At 68.3% G+C, this 23930-nt stretch carries 19 protein-coding genes; 7 read left to right on the forward strand and 12 right to left on the reverse strand.

What is annotated here, in order from left to right; genetic code table 11:
• The first annotated feature begins 58 nt into the window (after positions 1–58).
• The 4 genes from M9980_RS11490 to M9980_RS11505 are packed head-to-tail and all read left to right on the forward strand — an operon-like array spanning position 59 to position 3738.
• Complete coding sequence (locus M9980_RS11490) at positions 59–763, forward strand: class I SAM-dependent methyltransferase (protein ID WP_250750910.1); 705 nt, start codon at positions 59–61, stop codon at positions 761–763.
• Positions 760–2496, forward strand: coding sequence for an ABC transporter ATP-binding protein (locus M9980_RS11495; RefSeq protein ID WP_250750913.1), 1737 nt, complete (start codon positions 760–762; stop codon positions 2494–2496). The genes M9980_RS11490 and M9980_RS11495 overlap by 4 nt, the downstream gene beginning before the upstream one ends.
• Positions 2490–2933 carry a lasso peptide biosynthesis B2 protein gene (locus tag M9980_RS11500; protein ID WP_250750915.1) on the forward strand — a complete coding sequence of 148 codons (444 nt, stop codon included), beginning with the start codon at positions 2490–2492 and terminating at the stop codon, positions 2931–2933. The genes M9980_RS11495 and M9980_RS11500 overlap by 7 nt, the downstream gene beginning before the upstream one ends.
• Positions 2934–2943: 10 nt before the next feature.
• A complete protein-coding gene (locus M9980_RS11505) occupies positions 2944–3738 on the forward strand; it encodes a DUF72 domain-containing protein (RefSeq protein WP_250750917.1) in 795 nt (264 codons plus the stop codon).
• On the opposite strand, the gene M9980_RS11510 is transcribed toward M9980_RS11505, so the two are convergent.
• The 11 genes from M9980_RS11510 to M9980_RS11560 all read right to left on the reverse strand — a co-directional run bounded on the left by M9980_RS11510 (position 3730) and on the right by M9980_RS11560 (position 20394).
• Positions 3730–5310 (reverse strand): GMC family oxidoreductase, encoded by a 1581-nt coding sequence (locus M9980_RS11510; RefSeq protein WP_250750919.1) that lies wholly within the window; start codon positions 5308–5310, stop codon positions 3730–3732. The genes M9980_RS11505 and M9980_RS11510 overlap by 9 nt on opposite strands.
• The gene (locus tag M9980_RS11515) at positions 5244–6203 is read right to left on the reverse strand and encodes a sterol desaturase family protein (protein ID WP_250750920.1); all 960 of its coding nucleotides are present in this window, start codon (positions 6201–6203) and stop codon (positions 5244–5246) included. The genes M9980_RS11510 and M9980_RS11515 overlap by 67 nt, the downstream gene beginning before the upstream one ends.
• Positions 6204–6269: 66 nt before the next feature.
• Entirely contained in the window at positions 6270–6668 is a 399-nt protein-coding gene (locus M9980_RS11520) for a hypothetical protein (protein WP_250750922.1), read from the reverse strand.
• Between the two features lies 1 nt (position 6669).
• Entirely contained in the window at positions 6670–7095 is a 426-nt protein-coding gene (locus tag M9980_RS11525; protein ID WP_250750929.1) for a protein tyrosine phosphatase family protein, read from the reverse strand.
• 10 nt (positions 7096–7105) lie between these two features.
• Positions 7106–8878: a DNA helicase RecQ gene (gene recQ, locus M9980_RS11530; RefSeq protein ID WP_250750932.1), complete on the reverse strand. Its 1773-nt coding sequence runs from the start codon at positions 8876–8878 to the stop codon at positions 7106–7108.
• 47 nt (positions 8879–8925) lie between these two features.
• Entirely contained in the window at positions 8926–10785 is a 1860-nt protein-coding gene (locus M9980_RS11535) for an ABC-F family ATP-binding cassette domain-containing protein (RefSeq protein ID WP_250750934.1), read from the reverse strand.
• A gap of 337 nt (positions 10786–11122) precedes the next feature.
• A complete protein-coding gene (locus M9980_RS11540) occupies positions 11123–11929 on the reverse strand; it encodes a LytR/AlgR family response regulator transcription factor (protein ID WP_250750936.1) in 807 nt (268 codons plus the stop codon).
• 121 nt (positions 11930–12050) lie between these two features.
• On the reverse strand, positions 12051–13088 hold the full coding sequence (locus tag M9980_RS11545) for a sensor histidine kinase (protein WP_250754906.1): 1038 nt from the start codon (positions 13086–13088) through the stop codon (positions 12051–12053).
• A gap of 158 nt (positions 13089–13246) precedes the next feature.
• Entirely contained in the window at positions 13247–16018 is a 2772-nt protein-coding gene (locus tag M9980_RS11550) for a TonB-dependent receptor (protein ID WP_250750937.1), read from the reverse strand.
• A 169-nt stretch (positions 16019–16187) separates the two neighbouring features.
• Positions 16188–18269 carry an NAD-dependent DNA ligase LigA gene (gene ligA / locus M9980_RS11555; protein WP_250750939.1) on the reverse strand — a complete coding sequence of 694 codons (2082 nt, stop codon included), beginning with the start codon at positions 18267–18269 and terminating at the stop codon, positions 16188–16190.
• Between the two features lie 55 nt (positions 18270–18324).
• Positions 18325–20394, reverse strand: a complete 2070-nt coding sequence (locus tag M9980_RS11560) for a putative bifunctional diguanylate cyclase/phosphodiesterase (RefSeq protein WP_250750940.1) — start codon at positions 20392–20394, stop codon at positions 18325–18327.
• A gap of 74 nt (positions 20395–20468) precedes the next feature.
• On the opposite strand from M9980_RS11560, the gene M9980_RS11565 reads away from it, so the two are divergent.
• The 3 genes from M9980_RS11565 to M9980_RS11575 are packed head-to-tail and all read left to right on the forward strand — an operon-like array spanning position 20469 to position 23040.
• Positions 20469–21134 carry a glutathione S-transferase family protein gene (locus M9980_RS11565; RefSeq protein WP_250750942.1) on the forward strand — a complete coding sequence of 222 codons (666 nt, stop codon included), beginning with the start codon at positions 20469–20471 and terminating at the stop codon, positions 21132–21134.
• 11 nt (positions 21135–21145) lie between these two features.
• The gene (locus M9980_RS11570; RefSeq protein ID WP_250750944.1) at positions 21146–22666 is read left to right on the forward strand and encodes a fumarate hydratase; all 1521 of its coding nucleotides are present in this window, start codon (positions 21146–21148) and stop codon (positions 22664–22666) included.
• A gap of 53 nt (positions 22667–22719) precedes the next feature.
• Positions 22720–23040, forward strand: a complete 321-nt coding sequence (locus M9980_RS11575) for a hypothetical protein (RefSeq protein ID WP_250750945.1) — start codon at positions 22720–22722, stop codon at positions 23038–23040.
• A gap of 83 nt (positions 23041–23123) precedes the next feature.
• Here M9980_RS11575 and M9980_RS11580 read toward each other — a convergent pair whose 3' ends face one another.
• Positions 23124–23735 (reverse strand): opacity protein, encoded by a 612-nt coding sequence (locus M9980_RS11580; protein ID WP_250750948.1) that lies wholly within the window; start codon positions 23733–23735, stop codon positions 23124–23126.
• Positions 23736–23930: the final 195 nt, after the last annotated feature.

The following is a 23930-nucleotide window of genomic DNA, read 5'->3' on the forward strand; positions in this document are numbered from 1 at the left end:
TGCCTTCGCAACATGGCGCGGTGCTTGCCGCACGCTGGCGGGACGATAGAGATGGCGCATGGGGCCGATGCGCGCACTGACCTGGCTATGGCGCGGCGCGCGGCGACTGGCCGATGCGCGCGCCCGGTCGGAGATCGCGACGCGCCGGCGCCACCGCGACCGGATCCACCAGGACGTGACGCTGACCCGGATCGATCGCTATCCCCGGCTGTTCGCCGCCGCGCGCGACCTGCTGGCCGACCGGCCGCGACCGACCCTGCTGTCCTATGGCTGTTCCAGCGGGGAGGAGGTCGTGTCGTTGCGCGGCTATTTCCCCGACGCGGACATCGTCGGGGCGGAACTGAACTGCGCGATGCTGGCGGCCTGCGCGCGCTGGCCGCACGATCCGCGCACGCGCTTCCTCGCCTCCGACGATGCCGGCGTCGCGGCGGCGGGGCCGTATGACGCGATCTTCTGCATGGCGGTGCTCCAGCGCCGGCCCCACGGCGTCGAGAACGAGGGGCGCGAGACGATCGCCGATTTCTACCCCTTCGCGCTGTTCGACCGGCAGGTGGCGGAGCTTGCCGCGCTGCTGAAGACAGGCGGGCTGCTGATCGTCGAGCACGCGCAATATCTCGTCACCGATGCCTCCGCGGCGCCGCTGCTCGAGCCGGTCGGGGATCGCGGCGTCTGGCCGGCCAAGGGCCCGCGCTTCGATCGCGACGGACGCCGCATCGTGCCGCAGCCGACGATCGCGCGGCTGTACCGGCGGCGCGCGGCATGACCGACGCACCCCGCGGGACGATCGCGACGGCGCGCCTGTTCGTCGGCGACGTCGCCGCCTATGCCGGGCGGCGCGGTGCGGTGGCGCTGGCGCTGATGGCGGCGGGCGGGGTGCTCGAGGGTGTCGGGCTGGCGATGCTGGTGCCGATGCTGGCGGTGCTGACCGGTCAGGCGAGCGGACGCTTCGCGGGCGTACTGGACGATGCCTTCGCGATCGTCGGCGCGGGCGACATGACCGCGCGGCTGGGCGTGCTGCTCGGCATCTTCGCGGCACTCATCGCACTGCGCGCCGTCGTCATGGCGTGGCGCGACGCGATCCTCTCCGACCTGCAACTGGGCTTCGTCGAGGGCCGCCGCGCGCAGCTCGTCGCGACGCTCGCCGCGGCGCGCTGGATCGACATTGTCGGCCTGCGCCACGCCCGCGTCACCCATGCGCTCTCCAGCGAGGTGTCGCGCCTGTCGGCGGCCATCCACCTGATGCTGCAGGTGCTGATCGCGGCGTTCCTGCTGGCGGTGCAGACGGTGCTGGTCGTGCTGCTGTCGCCGGCGATGGCGGCGATCGGGCTGGCGTCGGTCGTCATCGGCTTCGTCGTGCTCGTCCCCGCCACGCGCCGCGCGTCGCGCATGGGGCTGGCGATGTCGCGCGGCAGTTTCCGGATGCTCGATTCGTCGGGCCAGTTCCTGGGCGGGCTGAAGATGGCGATCGCGCAGAACATGGCCCCCGCCTTCGCCGCGGAATCGAACGCGATCGGCGTGCGGCTGACCGAACAGCTGCGCGCCTACCAGCGATACCAGACGCGCATCGGCCTGGTGTCGAGCAGCGCGATCGCCCTGATCGGCGCCGCGCTCGCCTTTGCGGGCGTCGCGATCGGCATCCCCACGGTGACGCTGATCGCGACCCTCGCCGTCCTCGGGCGGATGAGCGGCCCGGTCCGCACGCTGCAGCAGAACCTCCAGCAGTTCGTCAGCCTGCTGCCCTCCTACGACACCCTGTGCGTGCTGGAGAGCGACCTGGCGCGCAGCCGCGGGGGCAGCGACGATTCGTCCGCGGCGGCCATGCCCGGCGGCACCGTCACGTTCGACCGCGTCGGCTTCACCCACCCCGGTGCCGCCGCGCCGACGCTGCACGACGTATCGCTTGCCATCGCGCCGGGGGAGATCGTCGGCATCGTCGGCGCATCGGGAGCGGGCAAGACCAGCTTCGTCGATATCCTCGCCGGCCTGTTCGAGCCCGACGAGGGCCAGGTGCGCATCGGCGGCATCCCGCTCACCCACGCCAATTCGACCGCATGGCGCGCGCGGATCGCCTATGTCGCGCAGGATCCGTACCTGCTGAACGAAAGCCTGCGCCGCAACCTCAGCTGGGGGATGGGCGAGGTGGACGACGCCGCGCTGTGGCAGGCGCTGGCCGTCGCCGGCGCCGACGCGCTGGTGCGGTCGATGCCCGACGCGCTCGACACCGTCGTCGCCGAACGCGGCAGCCGGCTGTCGGGCGGCGAGCGCCAGCGCATCGCCATCGCCCGCGCCCTGGTCCGCGCGCCCGAGCTGCTGATCCTCGACGAGGCGACCAACGCGATCGACGTTGCCACCGAACGCGCGGTGCTGGACGCGGTCGTTGCGGCCCGGCCCGGCATGACGATCATCCTGGTCGCCCACCGCGCCGAGACGCTCGCGATCTGCCGCCGGCTGCTGACGTTCGCGGGCGGCACGCTGGCGGGCGACACGCGGTGCTGAGGCGCCTGCGCAGCCTCAGCCCCGACGACCGCCGCCTGATCGCCGCGGCCTTCGCGCGGCTGGCGGCGGCGCGGCTGTGGCTGGCGGTGGTACCGTTCCGCCACGTCGCCCCGCGGCTCGGCACGCGGATCGCGCCTGCGACCGATGCGCCCCTCGCCCCTGTCGATCCGGCGGCGGCGGACACCGCGCGCAGGATCCGCCGCGCCATCGCCATCGCCGCGCGCAACGCCCCGTTCCGCGCGCTGTGCTTTCAGCAAGCCGCCGCTGCCAAGCGCATGCTGAACGCGCGCCGCATCCCCAATGCGCTGTACCTCGGCGCCGCGGTCGACCCCGCGACCGGCGCGATGCGCGCGCACGCCTGGGTCCGCGTCGGCGCGATCGGCGTCACCGGCTTTCCGGTCGATCCTGACATGGTGGCGGTCGCGCGCTTCGACTAGGCTGGCGCCCATGACCCATCCCATTCGAATCGGCATCGGCGGCTGGACGTTCGAGCCGTGGCGCGGCGGCGCCTTCTACCCCGAAAAATGGCCGATCAAGCGCGAGCTGGAATATGCCGCGTCGAAACTGACCGCGATCGAGGTGAACGGCACCTATTATTCGGGCTTCAAGCCCGCGACCTTCGCCAACTGGCGCGACCAGACGCCCGACGGGTTCGTCTTCACGCTGAAGGCCTCGCGCTTCTGCACCAACCGCAAGTTGCTGGCCGACGCCGGCGAATCGGTCGCCCGCTTCGTCGGGCAGGGGATTACCGAGCTGGGCGGCAAGCTGGGGCCGATCCTGTGGCAGTTCATGGCGACGAAGAAATTCGACGCGGAGGATTTCGGCGCGTTCCTGAAGCTGCTGCCCGCCAGCCACGACGGCATCGCGCTGCGCCACGCGGTGCAGGTCCGCCACGACAGCTTCGCCGTGCCCGAATTCGTCGCGCTGTGCCGCGCCGCCGGTGTCGCGATCGTCTATGCGCAGTCGGACGAATATCCGGCGATCGCCGACGTCACCGGCGACTTCGTCTATGCGCGATTGGAAACGGCGATCGAGGACGAGCCCACCGGCTATTCCCCCGCCGAGCTCGGCCGCTGGGCGGCGGTGGCGCGCGACTGGGCGGCGGGCGGCGAACCCGCCGGCCTGCCCTATGTCACCAACGACGCCGCGCGAACGCCGCGCGATACCTTCGTGTTTTTCATCAGCGGCGCGAAGGTCCGCAATCCGGCGGCGGCGCAGGCGCTGATCGCGCGGCTAGCGTAGGTCGGCGCGGACGAACTCCGCCGCGCGTTCGCCGATCATGATCGACGGCGCATTGGTGTTGCCGCTGACCAGGCGCGGCATGATCGACGCGTCGGCGACGTACAGCCCCTCAACCCCGCGCACGCGCAGCCGCGGGTCGCACACCGCGTCGCCGTCCGCGCCCATCCGCGCGGTGCCGACCGGGTGATAGACGGTGTCCGCCCGCGCGCGGATCAAGGCCTCGAGCGCCTGCGTATCGGCAAGGTCGATCGGATAGCGATCCTGCGGCGCGAACGCCTGCATCGCCGGCGCCTCCAGGATGCGGTACATCGCGCGCACCCCGCGGACCAGCGTCGCCATATCGCGCTCGTCGGTCAGGAAGGCGGGATCGATCAACGGCATGTCGCGCACGTTACCGCTGGCAAGGCGCACGCTGCCGCGGCTCTCGGGCCGCAGCACGCAGGCGTGGCAGCTGTAGCCATGCCCGGCGACCTTCGCGCGCCCATGATCCTCGACCATGCCGATCACGAAATGCAGCTGCACGTCGGGTGCCGGCGCATCGCGATCGGTGGTCAGGAACCCGCCCGCCTCGGCAAACGGCGTCGTCATCGGCCCGGTGCGGTTGCGCAGCCAGCGCAGCATGCCGGCGATGCCCGACAGCGACCCTTTCAGCGACCGCCCCATGAACCCGCCGAGCGCCGTCTCGAACGAGGCGACATAATCGACGTGATCCTGCAGATTCGCGCCGACCGCGCCGCGATCGATCCGGACCCCGATGCCATGTTCGGCCAGATGCCGCGCCGGGCCGATCCCCGACAGCATCAGCAATTGCGGCGTCGCGAACACCCCGCCCGCCAGCACCACTGCCCCGCGCGCGCAGATCGTGTGCGTCTCCCCGCCGCGGGTATAGGCGACGCCCCACGCGCGCCCGTCCTCGAACAGCACGCGCTCGGCCGCGGCATCGGTGACGATGTGGAGATTGGCGCGCGCGGGATCGAGATAGGCGCGCGCCGAGGTCCAGCGTTCGCCGCCCTTCTGCGTCACCTGGTACAGCCCGACGCCCTCCTGCCGGGCGCCGTTGAAATCGTCATTGAGCGGGATCTGCAAGCTCGCCGCCGCCTCGATGAAGGCGCGGCTGCCGGGGTGGGCGTACTCCTGGTCACTGACCCACAAAGGCCCGGCGTCGCCGTGATAGGCATCGGCGCCGCGGACATTGTGCTCGGATCGACGGAAATAGGGCAGCACGTCGTCGTACGCCCAGCCCTCGCACCCCAGCGCCGCCCAATTGTCGTAATCCCATGCGGCGCCGCGCACGTACAGCATGGCGTTGATCGCGCTCGATCCGCCCAGGCCCCGCCCCCGCGGCTGGAATCCGCGCCGGCCCGACAGGCCGCTCTGCGGCACCGTTTCGTAGCGCCAGTTGGTCGCGTCGGTCTGGAACGGCATCATGCCCGGCATCCGCGTGCGCAAGCCGGTGTTGCGTCCGCCCGCCTCGATCAGCGCGACGCGGGTACGGCCATCCGCGCTCAGCCGCCCGGCGACCGCCGCCCCGCCCGATCCACCACCGATGACGACGATGTCGGCTTCGTCCATGCCTGCTCCCCCTGATGTTCGGACCAGCGCGCGCGGATCATGTCCGATGTCTCGCGGCTGCCGTCGTGGCTCCAGCCGGGCTCGCGCACCAGATAGCCCAGCTTATTGCGCCAGCCGGGCGTCCCCCACGCATCGCGCGCCATGCCGACCCATTCGTGCGTCGCCGCCCACAGCAGGTTGAAGCTGCCGAGGTTGCGGACGATGCCGTAGCGCGGCGCCTCGTCGTCGCGCTCGGGCTCGAACGTGCCGAACATGCGGTCCCACAAGATGAACACGCCGGCATAGTTGCGGTCGAGGTAGCGCGGGTTGGTCGCGTGGTGGACGCGGTGGTGCGACGGCGTGTTCATCACCGCCTCCACCCACTTCGGCATCCGTCCGACCGCTTCGGTGTGGATCCAGAATTGATAGACCAGGTTCACGCCCGCCACGAAGAACACCAGCGCCGGCGGGAAGCCGATCAGGAACAGTGGCAGGCGGAACAGGAACGCCAGACTGAAGAAGCCCGTCCACGTCTGCCGGAGCGCAGTCGACAAATTATAGTGCTGGCTCGAATGGTGGACGACATGGCTCGCCCAGAACCAGCGCACGCGGTGCGCCGTGCGGTGGAACCAGTAATAGGCGAGGTCGTCGATGACGAACGCGACCGGAAACGCCCACCAGGCATATCCGATGTCGAACGCGCGATACTGGTACACCCAAGTCGCCATCGCAAACACCAGCCCGCCCGACAGCACGCCCGCGATCGTGCTGCCCAGCCCCAGCGTCATCGACGTCAGCGTATCGCGCGGGCAATAGCGATCGCGCGCCTTGACGCGCGCCACGACCATCTCCGCCAGTACCAGCAGGACGAAGGCGGGGATCGCCAGATTGACCGGGTTGGGCAGCGTCGGCACGGGTCCGTGCTTACACCTGTGTCAGTGGCCCAACAATCCTCCCCTGCAAGGGGAGGATCGCCGGCATCAATGCACCGTCCGCAGCACCACCTCGCCGCCGAGCGCGCGTACCTCCGCCACCAGCACCCCGCGCAGCGTCACCGCGCCGAACAGCGTCTCGCCGGTTTCGACGGTCACGCCCTCGACCGCCTCGCGCAGTTTCAGCGGGGGCAGCAGGCGGCGCACCACGACCTTCGCTCCGTGGCGTTTCAGCACCGCGATCGTGCCATTGCCCGCGACGAGCGCGGCACCGCCGTCCTCACTGACGATCGCGCGCTCCCCATGGAAACCGACCAGCGCATGTTCGGCGAATTCGATCGCCTTCGCCGGGCTGTCGATCCGGCTTTCGCCCAGCCGCAGCAGCCGCGCAATCCCGGCCAGCGCGAGGATCGCGGCGAGCGACCCGCCGAGCTGGTACCAGTCCACCTTATTGGGCGGCGAGCGTGTCGAGCATCGCCCGAATCCCGCTGATGTCGTAGCCCGCCGACGCCGCCTTGTTCACCAAGGTCTGGGGATCGTCGCCGAGGCGCGCGCGTGACAGCGCCCACAGATGCGCGCTGCGCGTGCCAGAGCGGCAATAGGCAAGCACCGGCCCCGCCGCCGCGGTCAGCGCCGCGGCCATCGCCTCGACCTGATTGCCCGAGAAGCCGGCGTGGGTGACGGGGATCGCGCGGTACGCGATGCCCGCGGCCTCCGCCGCCGCCTGGATCTCCGCACCCGATACCTGCCCCGGCTCCTCATCGTCGGGGCGGTTGTTGACGATCTCGGCATAGCCGGCCTTCGCGATCGCGGCGACTTCCTCGACCGAAATCTGGGGGGCCACGCTCACATGGTCGTCGATTCTGCGGATCATCTAGGGTCTTTCAAGCGAATTGGCGGATCACGGCCAGGAACGCGTCACCATAAGCGTCCAGCTTGCGCGCGCCAACGCCCGTGATCGTGCCCAGCGCAGAAAGTGTCGCGGGGCGGATCGTCGCCATGTCGCGCAGCACAGAGTCGTGGAAAATGACATAGGGCGGCACCCCGCCTTCCTGCGCCAGCTCGCGCCGGGTCGCTCGCAGCGCCTCGAACAGCGGGTTGCCGACCGGATTGGCCGCCGCGCCACTCGCTGCACCCCCGCGCCGCCGCCGCTCGCGCTTGGGTGGCACTACCAGCGACAGCGTCGCCTCCCCCTTCAACAGCGCGCGCGCACCGGGCCCGAACTCCAGCCCCCCGTGCGGATTGGCACGCAGCGCATCGCGGGTCTGGAGCGCACGCGCGACCGGCTTGATGAGCGCCGCCTCCTCGCCACCCACGATTCCGAACACCGACAGTGCCTCATGCCCGTTCATCAGGCTGCGTTCGCTCGACTGGCCGGTCAGGATCGCTTCGATATAGCCGACGCCGAAGCTCTGCCCGGTGCGGAACACCGCCGACAGGAACTTGCGCGCCACTTCGGTCGCATCGGTGCCGACCGGCGGGTTCAGGCAATTGTCGCAATTCCCGCAATTCTCGGGCGCGTCGTCGCCGAAATGCGCGAGCAGCAGCTTGCGGCGGCATCCGGTCGTCTCGACCAGCCCGCCCAGCGCCGCCAGCCGCGTACGCTCGCCCGCCTGACGCGCCGGCTCGACCTCGCCCACCCGCTGCCGCGCCTTGGCGAAGTCCTCGGCGCCCCAGAACAGATGCGCGACCGCGGGATCACCGTCGCGGCCGGCGCGCCCTGTTTCCTGATAATAGGCCTCGATCGACTTCGGCAGGCCGGCATGCGCCACGAAGCGCACGTCGGGCTTGTCGATCCCCATCCCGAACGCGACCGTGGCACAGATCACCATGTCCTCGCTCGCCACGAACGCCGCCTGGTTGGCGGCGCGCATCGCGGGGTCGAGCCCGGCATGATAGGCGCGCGTCGGCCGCCCGGTCTTCGCCAACGCCGCCGCCATCTTCTCGGTCCCCGCACGCGAGGGGACGTAGACGATGCCCGGCCCCGGCTGCTCGGCGATCAAGTCGGCGATCTGGCGGGTCGCATTGTCCTTGGGCGCGATGCGGTACTGGATATTGGGCCGGTCGAACCCGGCGACGATCAGCCCGTCCTGCGGGATGCCGAGCTGGTCGAGGATGTCAGCGCGGGTGTGGCGGTCGGCGGTCGCGGTGAGCGCCAAGCGCGGCACCTCCGGAAACCGGTCGAGCAGCGGGCGCAGCAGGCGATAGTCGGGGCGGAAGTCATGCCCCCATTCCGACACGCAGTGCGCCTCGTCGATCGCGAACAAGCAGACATTCCCACGATCGAGCAACTCGCGGAAATCACCCGTCGAGGCGCGTTCGGGCGCGACATAGAGCAGGTCGAGCGCGCCATCGAGGAACCTCCCGCGCGTTTCCGCGCGGTTCTCGTCCACGCTCGTCAGCGTCGCCGCACGGATGCCGACCGCGGTCGCCGCGCGCAACTGGTCGTGCATCAGCGCGATCAGCGGGGAGACGACGACGCACGTCCCCGTCTGCATCACCGCGGGCAGCTGGTAGGTCAGCGACTTGCCCGCTCCGGTCGGCATCACCGCCAGCGTCGACTGGCCGGCGAGCACGCGGTCGACCACCTGCCGCTGGACGCCGCGGAAGTCGGGAAAGCCGAAAACGGACTGGAGGGTATCGCGGGGATCGGACACGGGCGCTCCGCCTAGGGGAACCGCCCCACCGCCGCAACCGATGGGCGTCAGGCCGCCTCGCGCTCCAGCGCCTCGCTCGCTTCCATCCACGCCGTCTCCGCCGCGTCGATGCGATCGGTCAGGTCGGCGCGACGCTTCATCAGGTCGCTCATCGACAGCCTGGCAAGCTCGCCCGCCGCGGTCGCGGGGTCGAACATCGCGCGCTCGATCGCGGTGCGCTGCTCGGTCAGCTTCGCCAGTTCGCCCTCGGCGTCCTTCGCGGCAGCACGCAGCGCCTTCTCGGCCTCGCGCGCGGCGACGGCGGCCGCCTTGTCCTTCTTCTTCGCCTTGGCCGATCCGCCCGCACCGTCGCCGGACAGGATCATCGCGATATAATCGTCGAGCGTCCCGTCATATTCTCGTGCCGTGCCGTGATCGACCAGCACCAGCCGGTCGGCGGTCAGTTCGACCATGTGGCGATCGTGGCTGACCAGGATCACCGCGCCCGAATAGTCGTTCAGCGCCTGGACCAGCGCCTCGCGCGCATCGACGTCGAGGTGGTTGGTCGGCTCGTCGAGGATCAGCAGGTGCGGCGCATCGCGGGTGATGATCGCGAGCGCCAGGCGCGCGCGCTCGCCGCCCGACAGCTTGCCGACCTTCGTCGTCGCCTTGTCGCCCGAAAAGCCGAACCGCCCCAGCTGCCCGCGCACCGCGGCGGGCGACGCACCCTTCATCGTGCGCGTCATGTGCTCGAGCGGGGTATCGTCGGTGTCGAGTTCCTCGACCTGATACTGGGTGAAATATCCGACGTTCATCTTGCCCGTCGCGGTCATCCCGCCACCCATCGGCGCCAGCTGTGCCGCGAGCAGCCGCGCGAGCGTCGTCTTGCCGTTGCCGTTGCGCCCCAGCAGCGCGATGCGGTCGTCGGGGTCGATGCGCAGATTGAGCTTCTTCAGGATCGGGCGGTCGCCGTAGCCGACATCGGCCATGTCGAGCGTGATGAGCGGGGGCCGGAGCTCGCTCGGGTTGGGGAAGCCGAACGACAGCGTCGGATCGTTGGCGAGCTCGGCGATCGGCTGCATCTTCGCCAGCATCTTCTGCCGGCTCTGCGCCTGTTTCGCGGTCGATGCGCGGGCGGAATTGCGCGCGACATAGTCCTGCAGCTTCGCGCGCTGCGCATCCTGGTTCGCCTTCGCCGCGGCCAGCTGCGCCATGCGCTCGGCGCGCTGCTTCTCGAACGAATCGTAACCGCCCGCGTACAGCGTGATCTTTCCGTTCTGCAGGTGCAGGATGTGGTCGACCACGTTGTTCAGGAAATCGCGCTCATGGCTGACCACGACGATCGTCGCCTTGTAGCTCTTCAGGAAATCCTCGAGCCACATCACCGCTTCGAGATCGAGGTGGTTGCTGGGCTCGTCGAGCAGCAGCAGGTCGGGCTGCGAGAACAGCAGCGCGGCGAGCGCGACGCGCATCTTCCACCCGCCCGAAAAGCTGTCGAGCGGCTGCGCCTGCATCGCCTCGTCGAAGCCGAGCCCCAGCAGGATACGCGCGGCGCGTGCCGGCGCCGTATAGGCGTCGATCGCGATCAGCCGTTCGTACGCATCGCCCAGCACGTCGGGCTCGACGTCGGTCTCGACCAGCGCCATCAGCGCGGCACGCTCGGTATCGGCCTCCAGCACCGTGTCGAACGGGGTCTTGTCGCCCGACGGCGCTTCCTGCGCGATATAACCGATGCGCGCGCCGCGCGGCATGTCGGCGGAGCCACCATCGGGCTCCAGCTGGCCGGCGATGACCCGCACCATCGTCGACTTGCCCGCGCCGTTGCGCCCAATCAGCCCGACCCGGCTCCCCGGCGGCAATGCCGCGGTCGCGCCGTCGAGGATCGTGCGGCCGCCAAGGCGCACGGTGATGCCGTTGAGGTTGAGCATGGCCGCGCCGTTAGCAGATGCAGCACGGTTTCGCTAGGCGAGGAGCGGGGCGGCATCTCCCCATTCTCTGCCGGCCCTCTCTACCTCATAGCCGTTCGTGTCGAGTAGAGACCGAGTAGCGGCAACGCCGCGTATCGAGGGCTCGTATCGAGACAGGGTTGCCGGACCGCAGTCTCTCGATACGCGCTTTCGCTACGGCCTGCGGCCTGTTCAATCGCTACTCGAGACGAATGTGGGAGGCATAAACCGCCACGCCGTCGGACGGAGCGGCTGCGCCGCGCCGCCGCCCGCCGTGGCGAGTCGGCACTTTGCTTAGGCAAAGTGCGCGCCGCCCGCGTCAGTGGACGAACCGCGCCACCACATCCCGGTACGACCGCGACACCTTCACCTGCCCACCCGAATCGAGCACCAGGAAGCATTCGCCGTTGGTGTGCGGCTTCACCTGCCGCACCAGGTCCAGGTTGACGATGGTCGAGCGGTGGACGCGCTGGAACCGTCGGGGGTCGAGGCGCTTTTCCAGGTCCTTCATCGTCTGGCGCAGGATCAGCGTGTTGTCGCCGGTCTTGATGCACATGTAATCGCCCGCGGCCTCGACGACCTCGATCGTGTCGACGTCGACGCGGAAGATCTTGCCGCGATCCTTGATGTTGATGAGCTTCTCGAACCGGCTCGACGCATGTTCGCCCGCGCCGCCGCCGTCCGCGATCGCCTCGACCGATTCGGGCGCGACCTCGGCCAGCACTTCCTTCAGCCGGTCGACCTCGCCCGCGCCGCGCTTCTCGGTCAGGCGCTGACGCACGCGGTCCAGCGTGTCGGCCAGCCGCGCCTCGTCGACCGGCTTCATCAGATAATCGACCGCCTGCGCCTCGAACGCCTTCAGCGCGTGGTCGCTATAGGCGGTGACGAACACGAACAGCGGCGGCTCGACTTCCATCAGGCCCTGGATCACCGAAAAGCCGTCGAAGCCCGGCATCTGGATGTCGAGGAAGACCAGATCGGGCTTGTGCGTCTTGATCGCGCTGATCGCCTCGCGACCGTTCTGGCATTTGTCGATGATCTCGACGTCGTCATGCTCCTGCAGCCGGATCTCGAGACCCTGGATCGCCAGTGGCTCGTCGTCGACTAGGATGGTTCGGATGGTCATGCTGCCTCGCAGTTCGTAATGGCGTGGTGAAACTCTGCCCCCTCCGACGGCCTGCTCGCCCCTGGTCCGCGCACGTTTTCCCGGCGGCGGCGGATGGGGGCCAGGCGGGCCGGAAACTCGATCATGCTGCCTGTCGTGCCGGTTCCTCCAGCTGGAACGGTATCTCGATCTCCACGGCGAAACCGTCGCCGGGGCGTGCCTGCGTCTCGAAGCGGTGCTCGGGCCCGTACGCCTGCGCCAGCCGCTCCCTGATATTGGTAAGGCCCACCCCGGTTGAAAGGGTCGGCCGACGCGGCCCCCCGATCAAGCCGGGTCCGGTATCGGACACGGCGATCTGCACCCGGTCGCCGACGAGCCGAGCGGTGACCGCGATTTCAGCGCCTTCCTCCTGCGGAGTGACGGCATATTTGATCGCATTCTCGACCAGCGGCTGGAGCAGCAGCGAGGGCAGGCGCGCCTTTTCGACGCGCGGATCGATGTCGAACACGGTGCGGAGTCGCGCCTCGAAGCGCATCTTCTCGATGTCGAGGTACAGCTTCAGCGTCTCGACCTCCTGCATCACGGTCACGTGCGCGGTAGGTTCGTTGGCGAGCGTATAGCGCAGGAACGCCGACAAGCGGCTGAGCATCGCGTTCGCCCGCTCGGTCTGTTTCAGCAGGACGAGCGTCGAGATCGAATTCAGCGTATTGAACAGGAAATGCGGGTTCAGCTGGTATCGCAGCATCGCCAGCTGCGCCGACGACGCCTCGCTTTCCAGCAGGCGCATGCGGTCGACCTGCTCCTCGACGATCAGATACCAGTTGATTCCGAAATAGAGCGCCGTCCACCCGCCGAGCACCGTGAAGGGTACGAAACTCGACCCGATCACCAGCGGCCAGCTGATCGGCGTGTCGGCGGCGCGGATGAAGCTGAAATTGAACGCCTGGATGATCGCGTAGATGACCGTCGCCGCCAGCAGCGTCGCGACCGTCATCGCGACCCCGGTCAGCCGCGGCAGGCGCCGGTAATAGCCGTAGAGCGTCGAGAGCAGCAGCGTGATGCAATAGCCGACGATCGATTCGATGATGACGGCCAGCACGCCTTCGACGCTGATGCCGTTCGACACGCCGACGACCGCGCGCAGCAGCAGATAGCCCGACCAGCCCGCCGCCTGGAGCATCCAGAACGCGCGGCTCTTCTGTTCGAAGAACGGTCGGGAAAAGATCGCAGGCCTCACGACGACCGCCTGTAGCCGCCCCGCGCCGACAGGGCAAAGAAAAGGCCGCCGTCCCGGGTAGGACGGCGGCCTCGAAGGTCCTGATCGGATCGACGTGCGGCTTAGAAGCCGACGATGAGCGATGCGATGAAGGTGCGCGGGTTGCCCAGCTGTGCGTTGGGCGGCGAACCGTAGTTGGTGATCGTGCCGGCGGTGTTGAACGTCGGCCCCTGGTTCAGGTTGCTCTGGAAGCCACCGACGTACTTCTCGTCGAAGACGTTGATGAGGTTGAACTGGAAATAGGTTTCCTTGTTCAGCCCCGCCCACTCCAGGCCGACACGCGCATTGGCATCGACCAGCGTGTAAGCCGGCGTCTTGTTGTCGTAGATCTGGAACGTCTGCACCACGCCGTTGACGGTCAGTGCCTGACGGACGACCTCGTTCGTGTCGTAGATGTAGCGTGGGCCGGTGCGCTTGGCGGTGAAGCCCAGCTCGACCGGGCCCAGGATCGCATTCGCGCCGCCACCGAAGGTGTAGGTCGGCGAACCGCCCTCACGCTTGCCGGCGGTGTTGGCGTAGTATGCCGTGCCCGCAGCGCCGAGCGGCCCTGCAACCGTGGTGCGACCGATCAGGACGTTGTCCTGGATCTTCGAGTCGAGATACGAACCGAACGCATAGACGCTGAATTCGCGGATCGGCTGGTAGGCGATCGACCCGTCGAAGCCGAACTTCTTCACGCGGCCCAGGTTGCGGTACACGGTGCGGTCGAGGTCGGGATCGTAGGACGAGGCCAGGCGATCCTTATAGTCGGTGTACCAGCCGGTGAACTGCGCCTGGATCTTCGACGAACGGAAGCGGAGGCCACCGTCGAAGTTGTCGGTCGTCTCCGGACGCGGGCGCGCCTGCGCCGTGGTCAGCGGGAAGAAGAACGAGTTGTACAGGTTGTCCGTGCCCGGCACCTGCAGACCCTTCGAATAGTTGAAGAAGGTCGAGAACTGGTTCGTCAGGTTATACGTCAGGCCGACGTTCGGCAGGATCTTCTTGTAGTTGAAGATGCGCTGCTGCGGACCCTGGATCGGCGCGGTGGTGCCGGGCGCGATCGTGACGGTCGGGTTGGTCGACAGATAGGCGGACTGCGCGGCAGTGTTGGTGCCGAAGCACTCGACGAAGCCGGCAGCGCTCGACGTGGCGCAATAGTTGGTCAGGTTGCGCTTGAAGAACGGCGCACGGATGCCGAGGTTCACGACCAGATTGTTGTCGAAGAACTCGCCGCGATATTCGCCCGACACCTGGTGCAGGATCGCGTACGATAGACGGTCACGCTTCTGCAGCACGTTGCCGCCGACGTCGACGGCCGGCGAGTTGATCGGGAACACGTCGCGCGGCTTGCCGTCGGCGAACAGGAAGCCGACTTCGCCGGTCTGACGGTGCCGCGCACGGTCATAGGTGTAGTTGAGGCGGAAGGTGTTGTCGTCGTTCAGGTTCCAGCGCAGGCCGGCGATCACGCCGATGCGCTTCGTGCCGGTCTGGCTGGGGGCCAGCACGCGGATCGTGTCGAGCGTATCGCCGTCACCGTTCAGGTCGCGCCCGAAATAGGGCACGCCGCCGATGTAGCCCGACTGGCAGCTCGTCGTCGGGCTGTTGCCGGTCGTGTTGCAGTTCGAGTTGGCGGGGTTGGTCGACGACGACGGCAGCGCCGGGTTCAGCAGCGCCGGGTTGACGTCGCGGAGGGCCTCCTGCGCCACGACCGTGCCGCCACCGTTCGCCTTGACGAACTGATAGCTCGGATCGACCGTCAGCACGACGCTGTCGGTGATCGAGAAGCGCGAGGCGCCGCGGAAGTTGCCGGTGTTCGACGGGTTGAAACGCTCGTCGAAGGTCGAGCCGCAGCTGTTGGCGGTATCGGCGACGCCGGCGCGTGCCACCTGGTTGGTCAGGCAGCGGCCGTTCGTGTAGTTCGCATCGCCCACGCCGACCGAGTAGCGCGGATCCTCGTTACCGATCAGGAAGCGGTTGGCCGAGCCGGAGCCCAGCACGCGCGGCGCGGTAGCGATCGTCTGGTTGGGGCTGGTGCCCGAGACCGTCTGGATCGTCGTGTCGTAGCGCAGCGGCAGCGAGCCCTGGAAGTTGTTGCGGTTGACGTTGTAGTGGCCCGACACCGAGATGAAGTCGCCGTTCGTGCCCAGGTCCTGCCAGATACGCGCATTGTACTGCTGCTTGCGGATCTTGCCGACGTTGTTGAACACGACGTTGTTGCGCGCCTGGCTGGCGGCGAAGAACATGCGCGGACCGCCGTCGAAGATCTCACCGGTCTGGATGAGGCCGAAGGTGCGGAAATAGTCGAAGTCGCCGCGGCTGCCGACGACCTTCACGCTGAAGTCCTTCGACGGCACGATCGTGCGGTAGTTGACGGTCGAACCGGTCGCGCCGGCGGTCGGCGAATCGACGTCGGTGGTGCCCAGGTTGACGTTGACCTGCTCGATCAGCTCGGGATCGAGCTGCTGGTTCGAATAGATCGCGTAGTTGCCCGAATCGTTCAGCGGCACGCCGTCGAACGTCTGGCTGATGCGGGTCGAATCGAAGCCGCGGATGGTGAGCGTGCCGCCCGCCGAACCGAACGGATCGTTGTTCTGGAAGCTGACGCCCGGCAGGTTGTTGATCGTGTCGTTGATCGTCTGGCCCGGTGCTTGGCGGCTGATGAATTCCTGATTCAGGACAGCCTTCGCCTTCGACGTGTCCGGAACCTCGATGCCGCCGGCGTCGTTGGTGCGGGCGCCGGTGACGACGATCTCGCCTTCATTCTCGAAATCGATCGAGCCGGTCGACTGTGCGAAGGCCGCCCCCGGAACCAGCAGCGCGGCAAACGCCACGCCGGCATACAGCTTCATGCGCATTGTAGAAATTTCCCCTCAAGAGCATCGTCGCTCGAGCGTGGCGCCTGCGCCACCCACGCGGTGCGCCCTGCTCTCGGTTTGTGACCAATAAATGACGCCGGGGGGTGCCGTCGAGTCGCGCGATCACGGTTGTCTTGCTGCGTTGCAAAAAAGCATCACTTTGAGGGAACTAATTCGCGTCCGCGACAATCCGACCCCACGCCGCCTCGTCGATCACCTCGATGCCGAGCTCGGCGGCCTTCTTCAACTTCGATCCGGCGCCCGGGCCCGCGACGACCAGGTCGGTCTTCGCCGACACCGACCCGGCCACGCGCGCGCCGAGGGATTCGGCCTGCGCCTTGGCCTCGTCGCGGCTCATCGTCTCAAGAGTGCCGGTGAACACCACCGTCTTGCCGCTGACCGGTGAGGCGCGCGTCTCGACCACGAACGGCGGCGGCGCGATTTCGGCGAGCAGGTCGTCCCACGCGCGCACATTGTGCGGCTCATGGAAGAAGTCGCCGAGCGCGGTGACGACGGCGGGGCCGACGCCGTCGATCAGCGCGAAACGGTGCGCGGCGTCGGCGTCACCCTCCCGTGCCGCTTCCGCTGCCGCACGCAATGCGGGCAGCGCGACGAACATCCGCATCAGGTCGCGCGCGGTCACTTGCCCGACGTGGCGGATGCCCAGCCCGAACAGCAGCCGCGCGGCATCGGGCGCGCGCTTCGCCGCGATCGCGGCGAGCAGCGCATCGACCGATTTCGCCTGCCACCCCTCGCGCCCGACCAGCGCGTCGCGGTGCGCGGCCAGGCGGAAGATGTCGGCGGGCTCGGCGATCCAGCCGAGGTCGATGAACTCGACCAGCGTCTTCTCCCCCAGCCCCTCGATATCCAGCGCGCCGCGGCTGACGAAGTGCTTCAGCCGTTCGAGCCGCTGCGCCGGACAGATCAGGCCGCCGGTGCAGCGAATGTCGACCTCGCCTTCCTCGGCCACCGCCTCGCTGCCGCAGTCGGGGCAGTGATCGGGGAAGACATAGGCGGGGCGCTCGGTGTCGCGGGTCAGATTCTCGACGATCTGCGGGATGACGTCACCGGCGCGCTGGATGACTACGCGGTCGCCCTCGCGCACGCCCAACCGCGCGATCTCGTGCGCATTGTGCAGCGTCGCGTTGCTGACGACCACGCCGCCGACCGTCACCGGCTCCAGCCGCGCGACCGGGGTCAGCTTGCCGGTGCGCCCGACCTGAATCGATATCCGCTCCAGCGTCGTCTGCGCGCGCTCGGCGGGAAACTTGTGCGCCAGCGCCCAGCGCGGCGCCCGCCCGACGCTGCCCAGCCGCGCCTGCCAGTCGAGGCGGTCGACCTTGTACACCACCCCGTCGATGTCGAACGGCAGGTCGGCGCGCTGCGCCTCGATCCGGTCGTACACCGCCAGCGCCGCGGCGGTATCGGCGCAGCGTTCGAAGGTGTCGGCGACCGGGAAGCCCCAGCCGGCAACCGCGCGGATCACGTCATATTGGGTGTCGCCCGGCACCGCGCTCGCCTCGCCCCAACCATGCACCAGGAAGCGCAAGGGTCGGCTGGCGGTGACGGCGGCATCCTTCTGACGCAGCGATCCGGCGGCGGCGTTGCGCGGATTCGCGAACTGGCGCGCGTCCTTGCCCGCCGCCTCGGCCTCGGCGAGCAGGCGAGCGTTGAGCGCCAGGAAATCGGCCTTCGCCATGTAAATCTCGCCGCGGATCTCGACCAGATCGGGCGCGTCCGCGGGCAGGCTCTGCGGCACGTCTTCGATCGTGCGGACGTTGGCGGTCACGTCCTCGCCGGTCGTCCCGTCGCCGCGGGTCAGCGCGCGGACCAGCCGGCGCCCCTCGTAGCGCAGCGAACAGGACAGCCCGTCGATCTTGGGCTCTGCGGTCAGCGCGACCGGCGTGTTCTCGGCGAGCTTCAGGAAGCGGCGGACGCGGGCGACGAAATCGGCGACGTCCTCGGCCGAGAACGCATTGTCGAGGCTCATCATCGGGCGCGCGTGCGCGACCTTGGCAAGATGCCCCGACGGTGCAGCGCCGACCAGCCGCGCGGGCGAATCGGCGCGCACCAGTTCGGGAAACGCCGCCTCGATCGCGGCATTGCGGCGCATCAGCGCGTCATAGTCGGCGTCGCTGATCTCGGGCGCGTCGTCGGTGTGATAGAGGCGGTTGTGCCGCGCGATGTCGTGCGCCAGCCGCTCCAGCTCGGCGGCGGCATCTTCGGGCGTGGCGGGCGACGGCGCGGTCATGCTGCGACGGGTACGGAGCGCGCCGCCTGCGATCAAGACGGGTCGGGTGTCGTCCTCACGCGGCGGCGCGGCGGATCTTGCTGACCGGCGCGGTGAGCCGCTCCAGGTCGATCGGCTCGGCAAAGGCGATCCCCGCCTGTCCGTCCGCCGACCAGCGCATCTCGGCGTCGATCATGCGGCCCTCGACGATTTCGATGCGGACCTTCAGCCCCTCGACATCGCCGTCGAACGCGACCCCGTCGATCATCGCGCCGGTGGTCGACAGGTTGCGGATACGCACGTCGCCGCGCGATCCGCCGATCTCCAGCTTCGCCCAGCGCAGCATCTTCACCCGCGCCGCGCGGCTGGTGCGATGGCCGACCAGCCGCGCCTGACCGCCGGCTTGCAGCACCTCCAGCACGATTTCGGCGCGCATCGCCTTGCCGTACACCCAGCCCTGGATGTGGCTGCACCCGAGTTCGCGGATCAGTGCGATCTCGTCCTGCGTCTCGACGCCTTCGGCGGTGGTTTCCATGCCCAGCGTATCGGCCAGCGTCACGATCGCCTTGATGATCGCGGCGTTGCGGTTGCCCGCGATCGCGGCGCCGCGCACGAAGCTCTGGTCGATCTTGATCTTGTCGAACGGCGCCTTGCGCAGATAGCCGAGCGACGAATAGCCGGTACCGAAATCGTCGAGGCTGAGGCGCACGCCTAGGCCCTTCAGGCTCGCGAACATCGCGTCGGACGACGCGGTTTCGTTCAGGAACACGCCCTCGGTAATCTCCAGCTCCAGCCGGTCGGGCGCAATGCCCGAACTGGCCAGCGCATTGGCGACGATCGAGGGGAGCGCGGGGTTCGCGAACTGGATCGGCGATACGTTCACCGCGACGCGGACATGGTCCGGCCACTGCGCCGCGTCGTGGCAGGCGGTGCGCATCACCCATTCGCCCAGCGTCTCGATCATCCCGCATTCCTCGGCGATCGGGATGAAGTCGGCCGGGCTGATGCCCCCACGGATCGGATGTTCCCAGCGCAGCAGCGCCTCATACCCGACGATCCGCGCGTCGGAGGTGGCGACGAGCGGCTGGTAGGCGACGTGCAGTTGGTTCTGCACCAGCGCCTGGCGCAGATCGTCCTCCAGCACCTTGCGGCTCTGCGCGCCGGCCAGCATCTCCTGCTGATAGAAGCGGTGCAGCCCGCGCCCGTCGCCCTTGGCGGCGTACAGCGCGAGGTCGGCGTTGCGCACCAGCGTCTCCGAATCGCTGCCATCGTCGGGCGCGATGGCGATGCCGATCGAACAGCCGATCGTCACCGACGACCCGCCGATGAAATAGGGCGCCGACAGCGCGACGATGATGTTGTTGGCCAGCGTCGCCAGCCGGTCGCGGTGCGATTCGCTCGGCAGCACGACCTGGAATTCGTCGCCGCCCAGCCGCCCGACGAGGCCTGCGTCGCCGACCGTGCGCAGCAACCGGCTCGCGACCTGCTTCAGCAATTCGTCGCCGACCTGGTGGCCGAGCGTGTCGTTGACCGCCTTGAACCGGTCGAGGTCGAGCAGCAGCAGCGACACCTGCCGGTACGACGTCGCGGTCAGCGCCAGCGTCTGGTCGAGCGACAGCTTCATGCGCTGGCGGTTGGCTAGCCCGGTCAGGCTGTCGAACAGCGCGAGGCGCGTGATCTCCGCCTCCGACCGGCGCTTTTCGGTCAGGTCGCTGCCCCAGCCGATGAAGCCCTGGAAATTGCCGCGCTCATCGACCATCGGGCGGCCCGAGATCGACCACCAGCGTTCGGTATCCTCGGTCCCCGGCCGCACCGAATATTCGGCGAAGGAGGTGCGCGACGACAGGTGGAAGCCGAGCGTGCGTTCGGTATCGGGCTGGTCGCTGTCGATCTGGAACAGGGTGGTCAGCGGCAGGCCGAGTGCGGGCTTGCCGATCGGGGTCACCTGGCACGCGACCTTCGACGACAGATAGGTCATCCGACCTTCGCGGTCGGTCTGCCAGAACCAGCCCGAACCCTGTTCCTCGAATTCGTTGACGAGCTTCAGCGACAGGAGCGCGCGGCGCTGCGTCTCCTCGTCCCAGCTGTCGACGCCGCCGGCAAACCGCCGCACGCCACCGCCGATACCCCGCAAGGATTGAATCATGCCCGCCACGGCTGGAGAATTAGGGCGCGGGGAGTTAAGAAATCGTCAGAGACACGGGGAGCGAAAAACCGGTCATGACCGAACCCACGCTGAAGCTCTACGCCCACCCGCTTTCCTCCTATTGTCAGAAGGTTCTGACCGCCCTCTACGAGAACGCGACCCCGTGCGAATACTGCGTGCTCGACGGTACCGAGCCGGTCGCCAGCCGCTTCGCCGCGCTGTGGCCGATCGGCAAGTTTCCGGTGCTGACCGACGGCGATCGCATGGTCGCGGAGGCGAGCACGATCATCGAATACCTCGACGCCGTCCATCCCGGCCCGATGCGGTTCGTCCCCGCCGCCCCCCTCGCCGCGGTCGAAGTCAGGATGCTCGATCGCTTCGTCGACAATTATGTGATGACGCCGCAGCAGAAGATCGTCGCCGACGTGCTGCGCGATGGCGAGCGCGACCCGCGCGGGGTGCGCGAGGCGCAGGCGATGCTCGACACCAGCTACGCCTGGCTCGACGCGCGGATGCGGGGCCGCGAATGGGCGGCAGGGTCCGATTTCAGCCTGGCCGACTGCGCGGCGGCGCCGGCGCTGCTCTACGCCGACTGGTCCTATCCGATCCCGCGCCGCTTCGCAGACCTGTGGGCGTACCGCGACCGCCTGCTCGCGCGCCCGTCCTATGCCCGCGCGCTCGACGAGGCGCGGCCTTACCGCCACATGTTCCCGCTTGGCGCGCCGGAGGGACGCGATTAACGGGATCGCCCATGACCGTCACGATCCGCCCCGCCGACCTGATCGAAAGCGTCGCCGACGCGCTGCAGTTCATCAGCTACTACCACCCAATGGATTATATCCGCGCACTGGGCGTCGCCTATGAGGCTGAGCAGAGCCCGGCCGCCAAGGACGCCATCGCGCAGATCCTGACCAACAGCCGCATGTGCGCGGAGGGGCATCGCCCGATCTGCCAGGACACCGGCATCGTCACGGTGTTCGTGAAGTGGGGCCAGGATTGCCGCCTGGACGGATCGCAGAGCCTGCAGGAGGTCGTCGACGAGGGCGTGCGCCGCGCCTACCTCCATCCCGAGAACAAACTGCGCGCCTCGATCCTCGCCGACCCCGCCTTCACCCGCCGCAATACGAAGGACAATACGCCGAGCGTCCTTCACGTCGAGATGGTCCCCGGCGCGACCGTCAGCGTCGACGTCGCGGCCAAGGGGGGCGGTTCGGAGAACAAGTCCAAGTTCAAGATGATGAACCCCAGCGACTCGATCGTCGACTGGGTGCTGGAGATGATCCCCCAGATGGGCGCCGGCTGGTGCCCGCCCGGCATGCTCGGCATCGGCATCGGCGGGACCGCGGAAAAGGCGATGCTGCTCGCCAAGCAATCGCTGATGGGCAGCATCGACATGGCCCAGCTGAAGGCGCGCGGGCCCCAGGACGATATCGAGGCTTTGCGCATCGAGCTGTATGACAAGGTCAATGCGCTCGGCATCGGCGCGCAGGGGCTGGGCGGGCTTTCCACCATCCTCGACGTGAAGATCCTCGACTGGCCGACTCATGCCGCGTCGAAGCCGGTGGCGATGATCCCCAATTGCGCGGCGACCCGCCACGCGCACTTCACGCTCGACGGGTCGGGGCCGGTGTATCTCGAGGCGCCGAAGCTCGCCGACTGGCCCGACGTCAACTGGACGCCCGACAAGGCGGCGATCCGCGTCGATCTCGACACGCTGAGCCCGCAAGTCGTGCAGAGCTGGAAGCACGGCGACCGCCTGCTCCTGAACGGAAAGATGCTGACCGGCCGCGACGCCGCGCACAAGCGAATCGCCGACATGCTGGCCAAGGGCGAGGAGCTGCCCGTCAGCTTCAAGGGCCGCGTGATCTACTACGTCGGCCCGGTCGATCCGGTCGGCGCAGAAGTCGTCGGCCCCGCGGGCCCGACCACCGCGACCCGGATGGACAAGTTCACCCGGATGATGCTCGATCAGGGCCTGCTCGCAATGGTCGGCAAGGCCGAACGCGGCCCCGCCGCGACCCAGGCGATCGCCGAGGCGAAGTCCGCCTACCTGATGGCGGTCGGCGGCGCCGCCTACCTCGTCGCCCGCGCGATCAAGGGGTCGCGGGTCGTCGGCTTCGAGGATCTGGGCATGGAGGCGATCTACGAATTCGAGGTCGCCGATTTCCCGGTAACAGTCGCCGTCGATAGCGAAGGCCAGAACGTCCATACGCTCGCCCCGCTGGTATGGCGGGAGAAAATCGCGAAGGAAGGGTTGCTGGCGGGGGTGTGAGGGAGCGGCTGCTGTTGGGTGGAAAGCCGCGATAGCGCTGATATGATCGCGGCATGCTCCACACCCGCGATCTGGCTGGGACCATTGAGGTTGATGGTCTGAAATATGAATGGGCTTTGCAGCGTGAGCCCCAGTGGTGCCACGCAGATGGCTGGCGGGGGATGACTGTTTCGGTGCGCCAAGCGAACGAACAACGTGAGGCGGTGCTGGAGTTTCCCATGCCGCGGTCCGGCAACGGTTCACCACATCGTAGGCGCCCGCAGATCAACGACGCGATTGTCGCGAATTGCGTGCACGCCGCGCTAAAAGCAGGGTGGGAACCGTCTTCTCGCGGGAAAGCTCAAACGTTTATGGTGGACGCAAGCGGCAGCTGACGGGGCGTTAACCGACACAAAAAAAGCGGGCCGTCCTTCCGAACGGCCCGCCCATTACGCAGTTACAGGATCGGCGAAACCGATCAGAAGTGCGTGATGACACCCAGCATCGGGCGAAAGCTGTGGAAGTCGCCGAAGGTCGACACTTCGCCGCGCAGGCGGAAGCCCGAGTTGCCGGTGATGCCGCCCAGGCCGATGTCCTTCGGGCCGACTTCGAAGCCGGCGCCGTAAGTGACGTCGTTATAGTCGCGGTTGCCGGGCACGCGCTTGGCGAAGTTGACCCACTGGTAGCCGACCTTGCCGTAGATGAGCCCCGAGTCACCGGCGCGCAGGCCGAAGCGGCCGGCGGCGCCATATTCCCAGTCGATGTCGCCCGACACGCCCTTGGCGACGTTGCCCTCGGCACCGACGAACACCGGGCCCAGCGGCACGTTCACGCCGGCGACGCCCTGCACCAGGCTGCCGTTCAGCTCGTTGTTGCGGTTGACCTGCGGGATGCCGGCACGGTTCGGCTCGCTGTCGAACTGCTCCCAGCCGCCCATGATGCCGAAATACGGCTCGATGCCGAACGCGCGAGTGCCGTCTGGCGCGGTCGCCTCGGTCGAGGTCGTCTGATCGGCGGGCACGTCCTGCGCGAAAGCGGGGACCGCGAGCGTGGTCGCGGCGAGGACGGCGGCGAGATAAGTCTTGCGCATGAAACTGGTAACCTTGTGTCGTTGATCGAGGCGGGCCGAGCCAATGTGGCAGGCGGCGACCGCGTCGGGACCGGCTGAACACGCCCCGCCCCGCCGGGTTGCACGGCTCGACGCAATAATCGGAAAGTCCGCGAATCTGTTGCTGCACTGCAACACTTCCTGTCGCGGCGATGAACGAAACCGGGCAGGAACGCG

Source organism: Sphingomonas donggukensis, assembly GCF_023674425.1.
GTDB classification, from domain to species: Bacteria; Pseudomonadota; Alphaproteobacteria; order Sphingomonadales; family Sphingomonadaceae; genus Sphingomonas; species Sphingomonas donggukensis.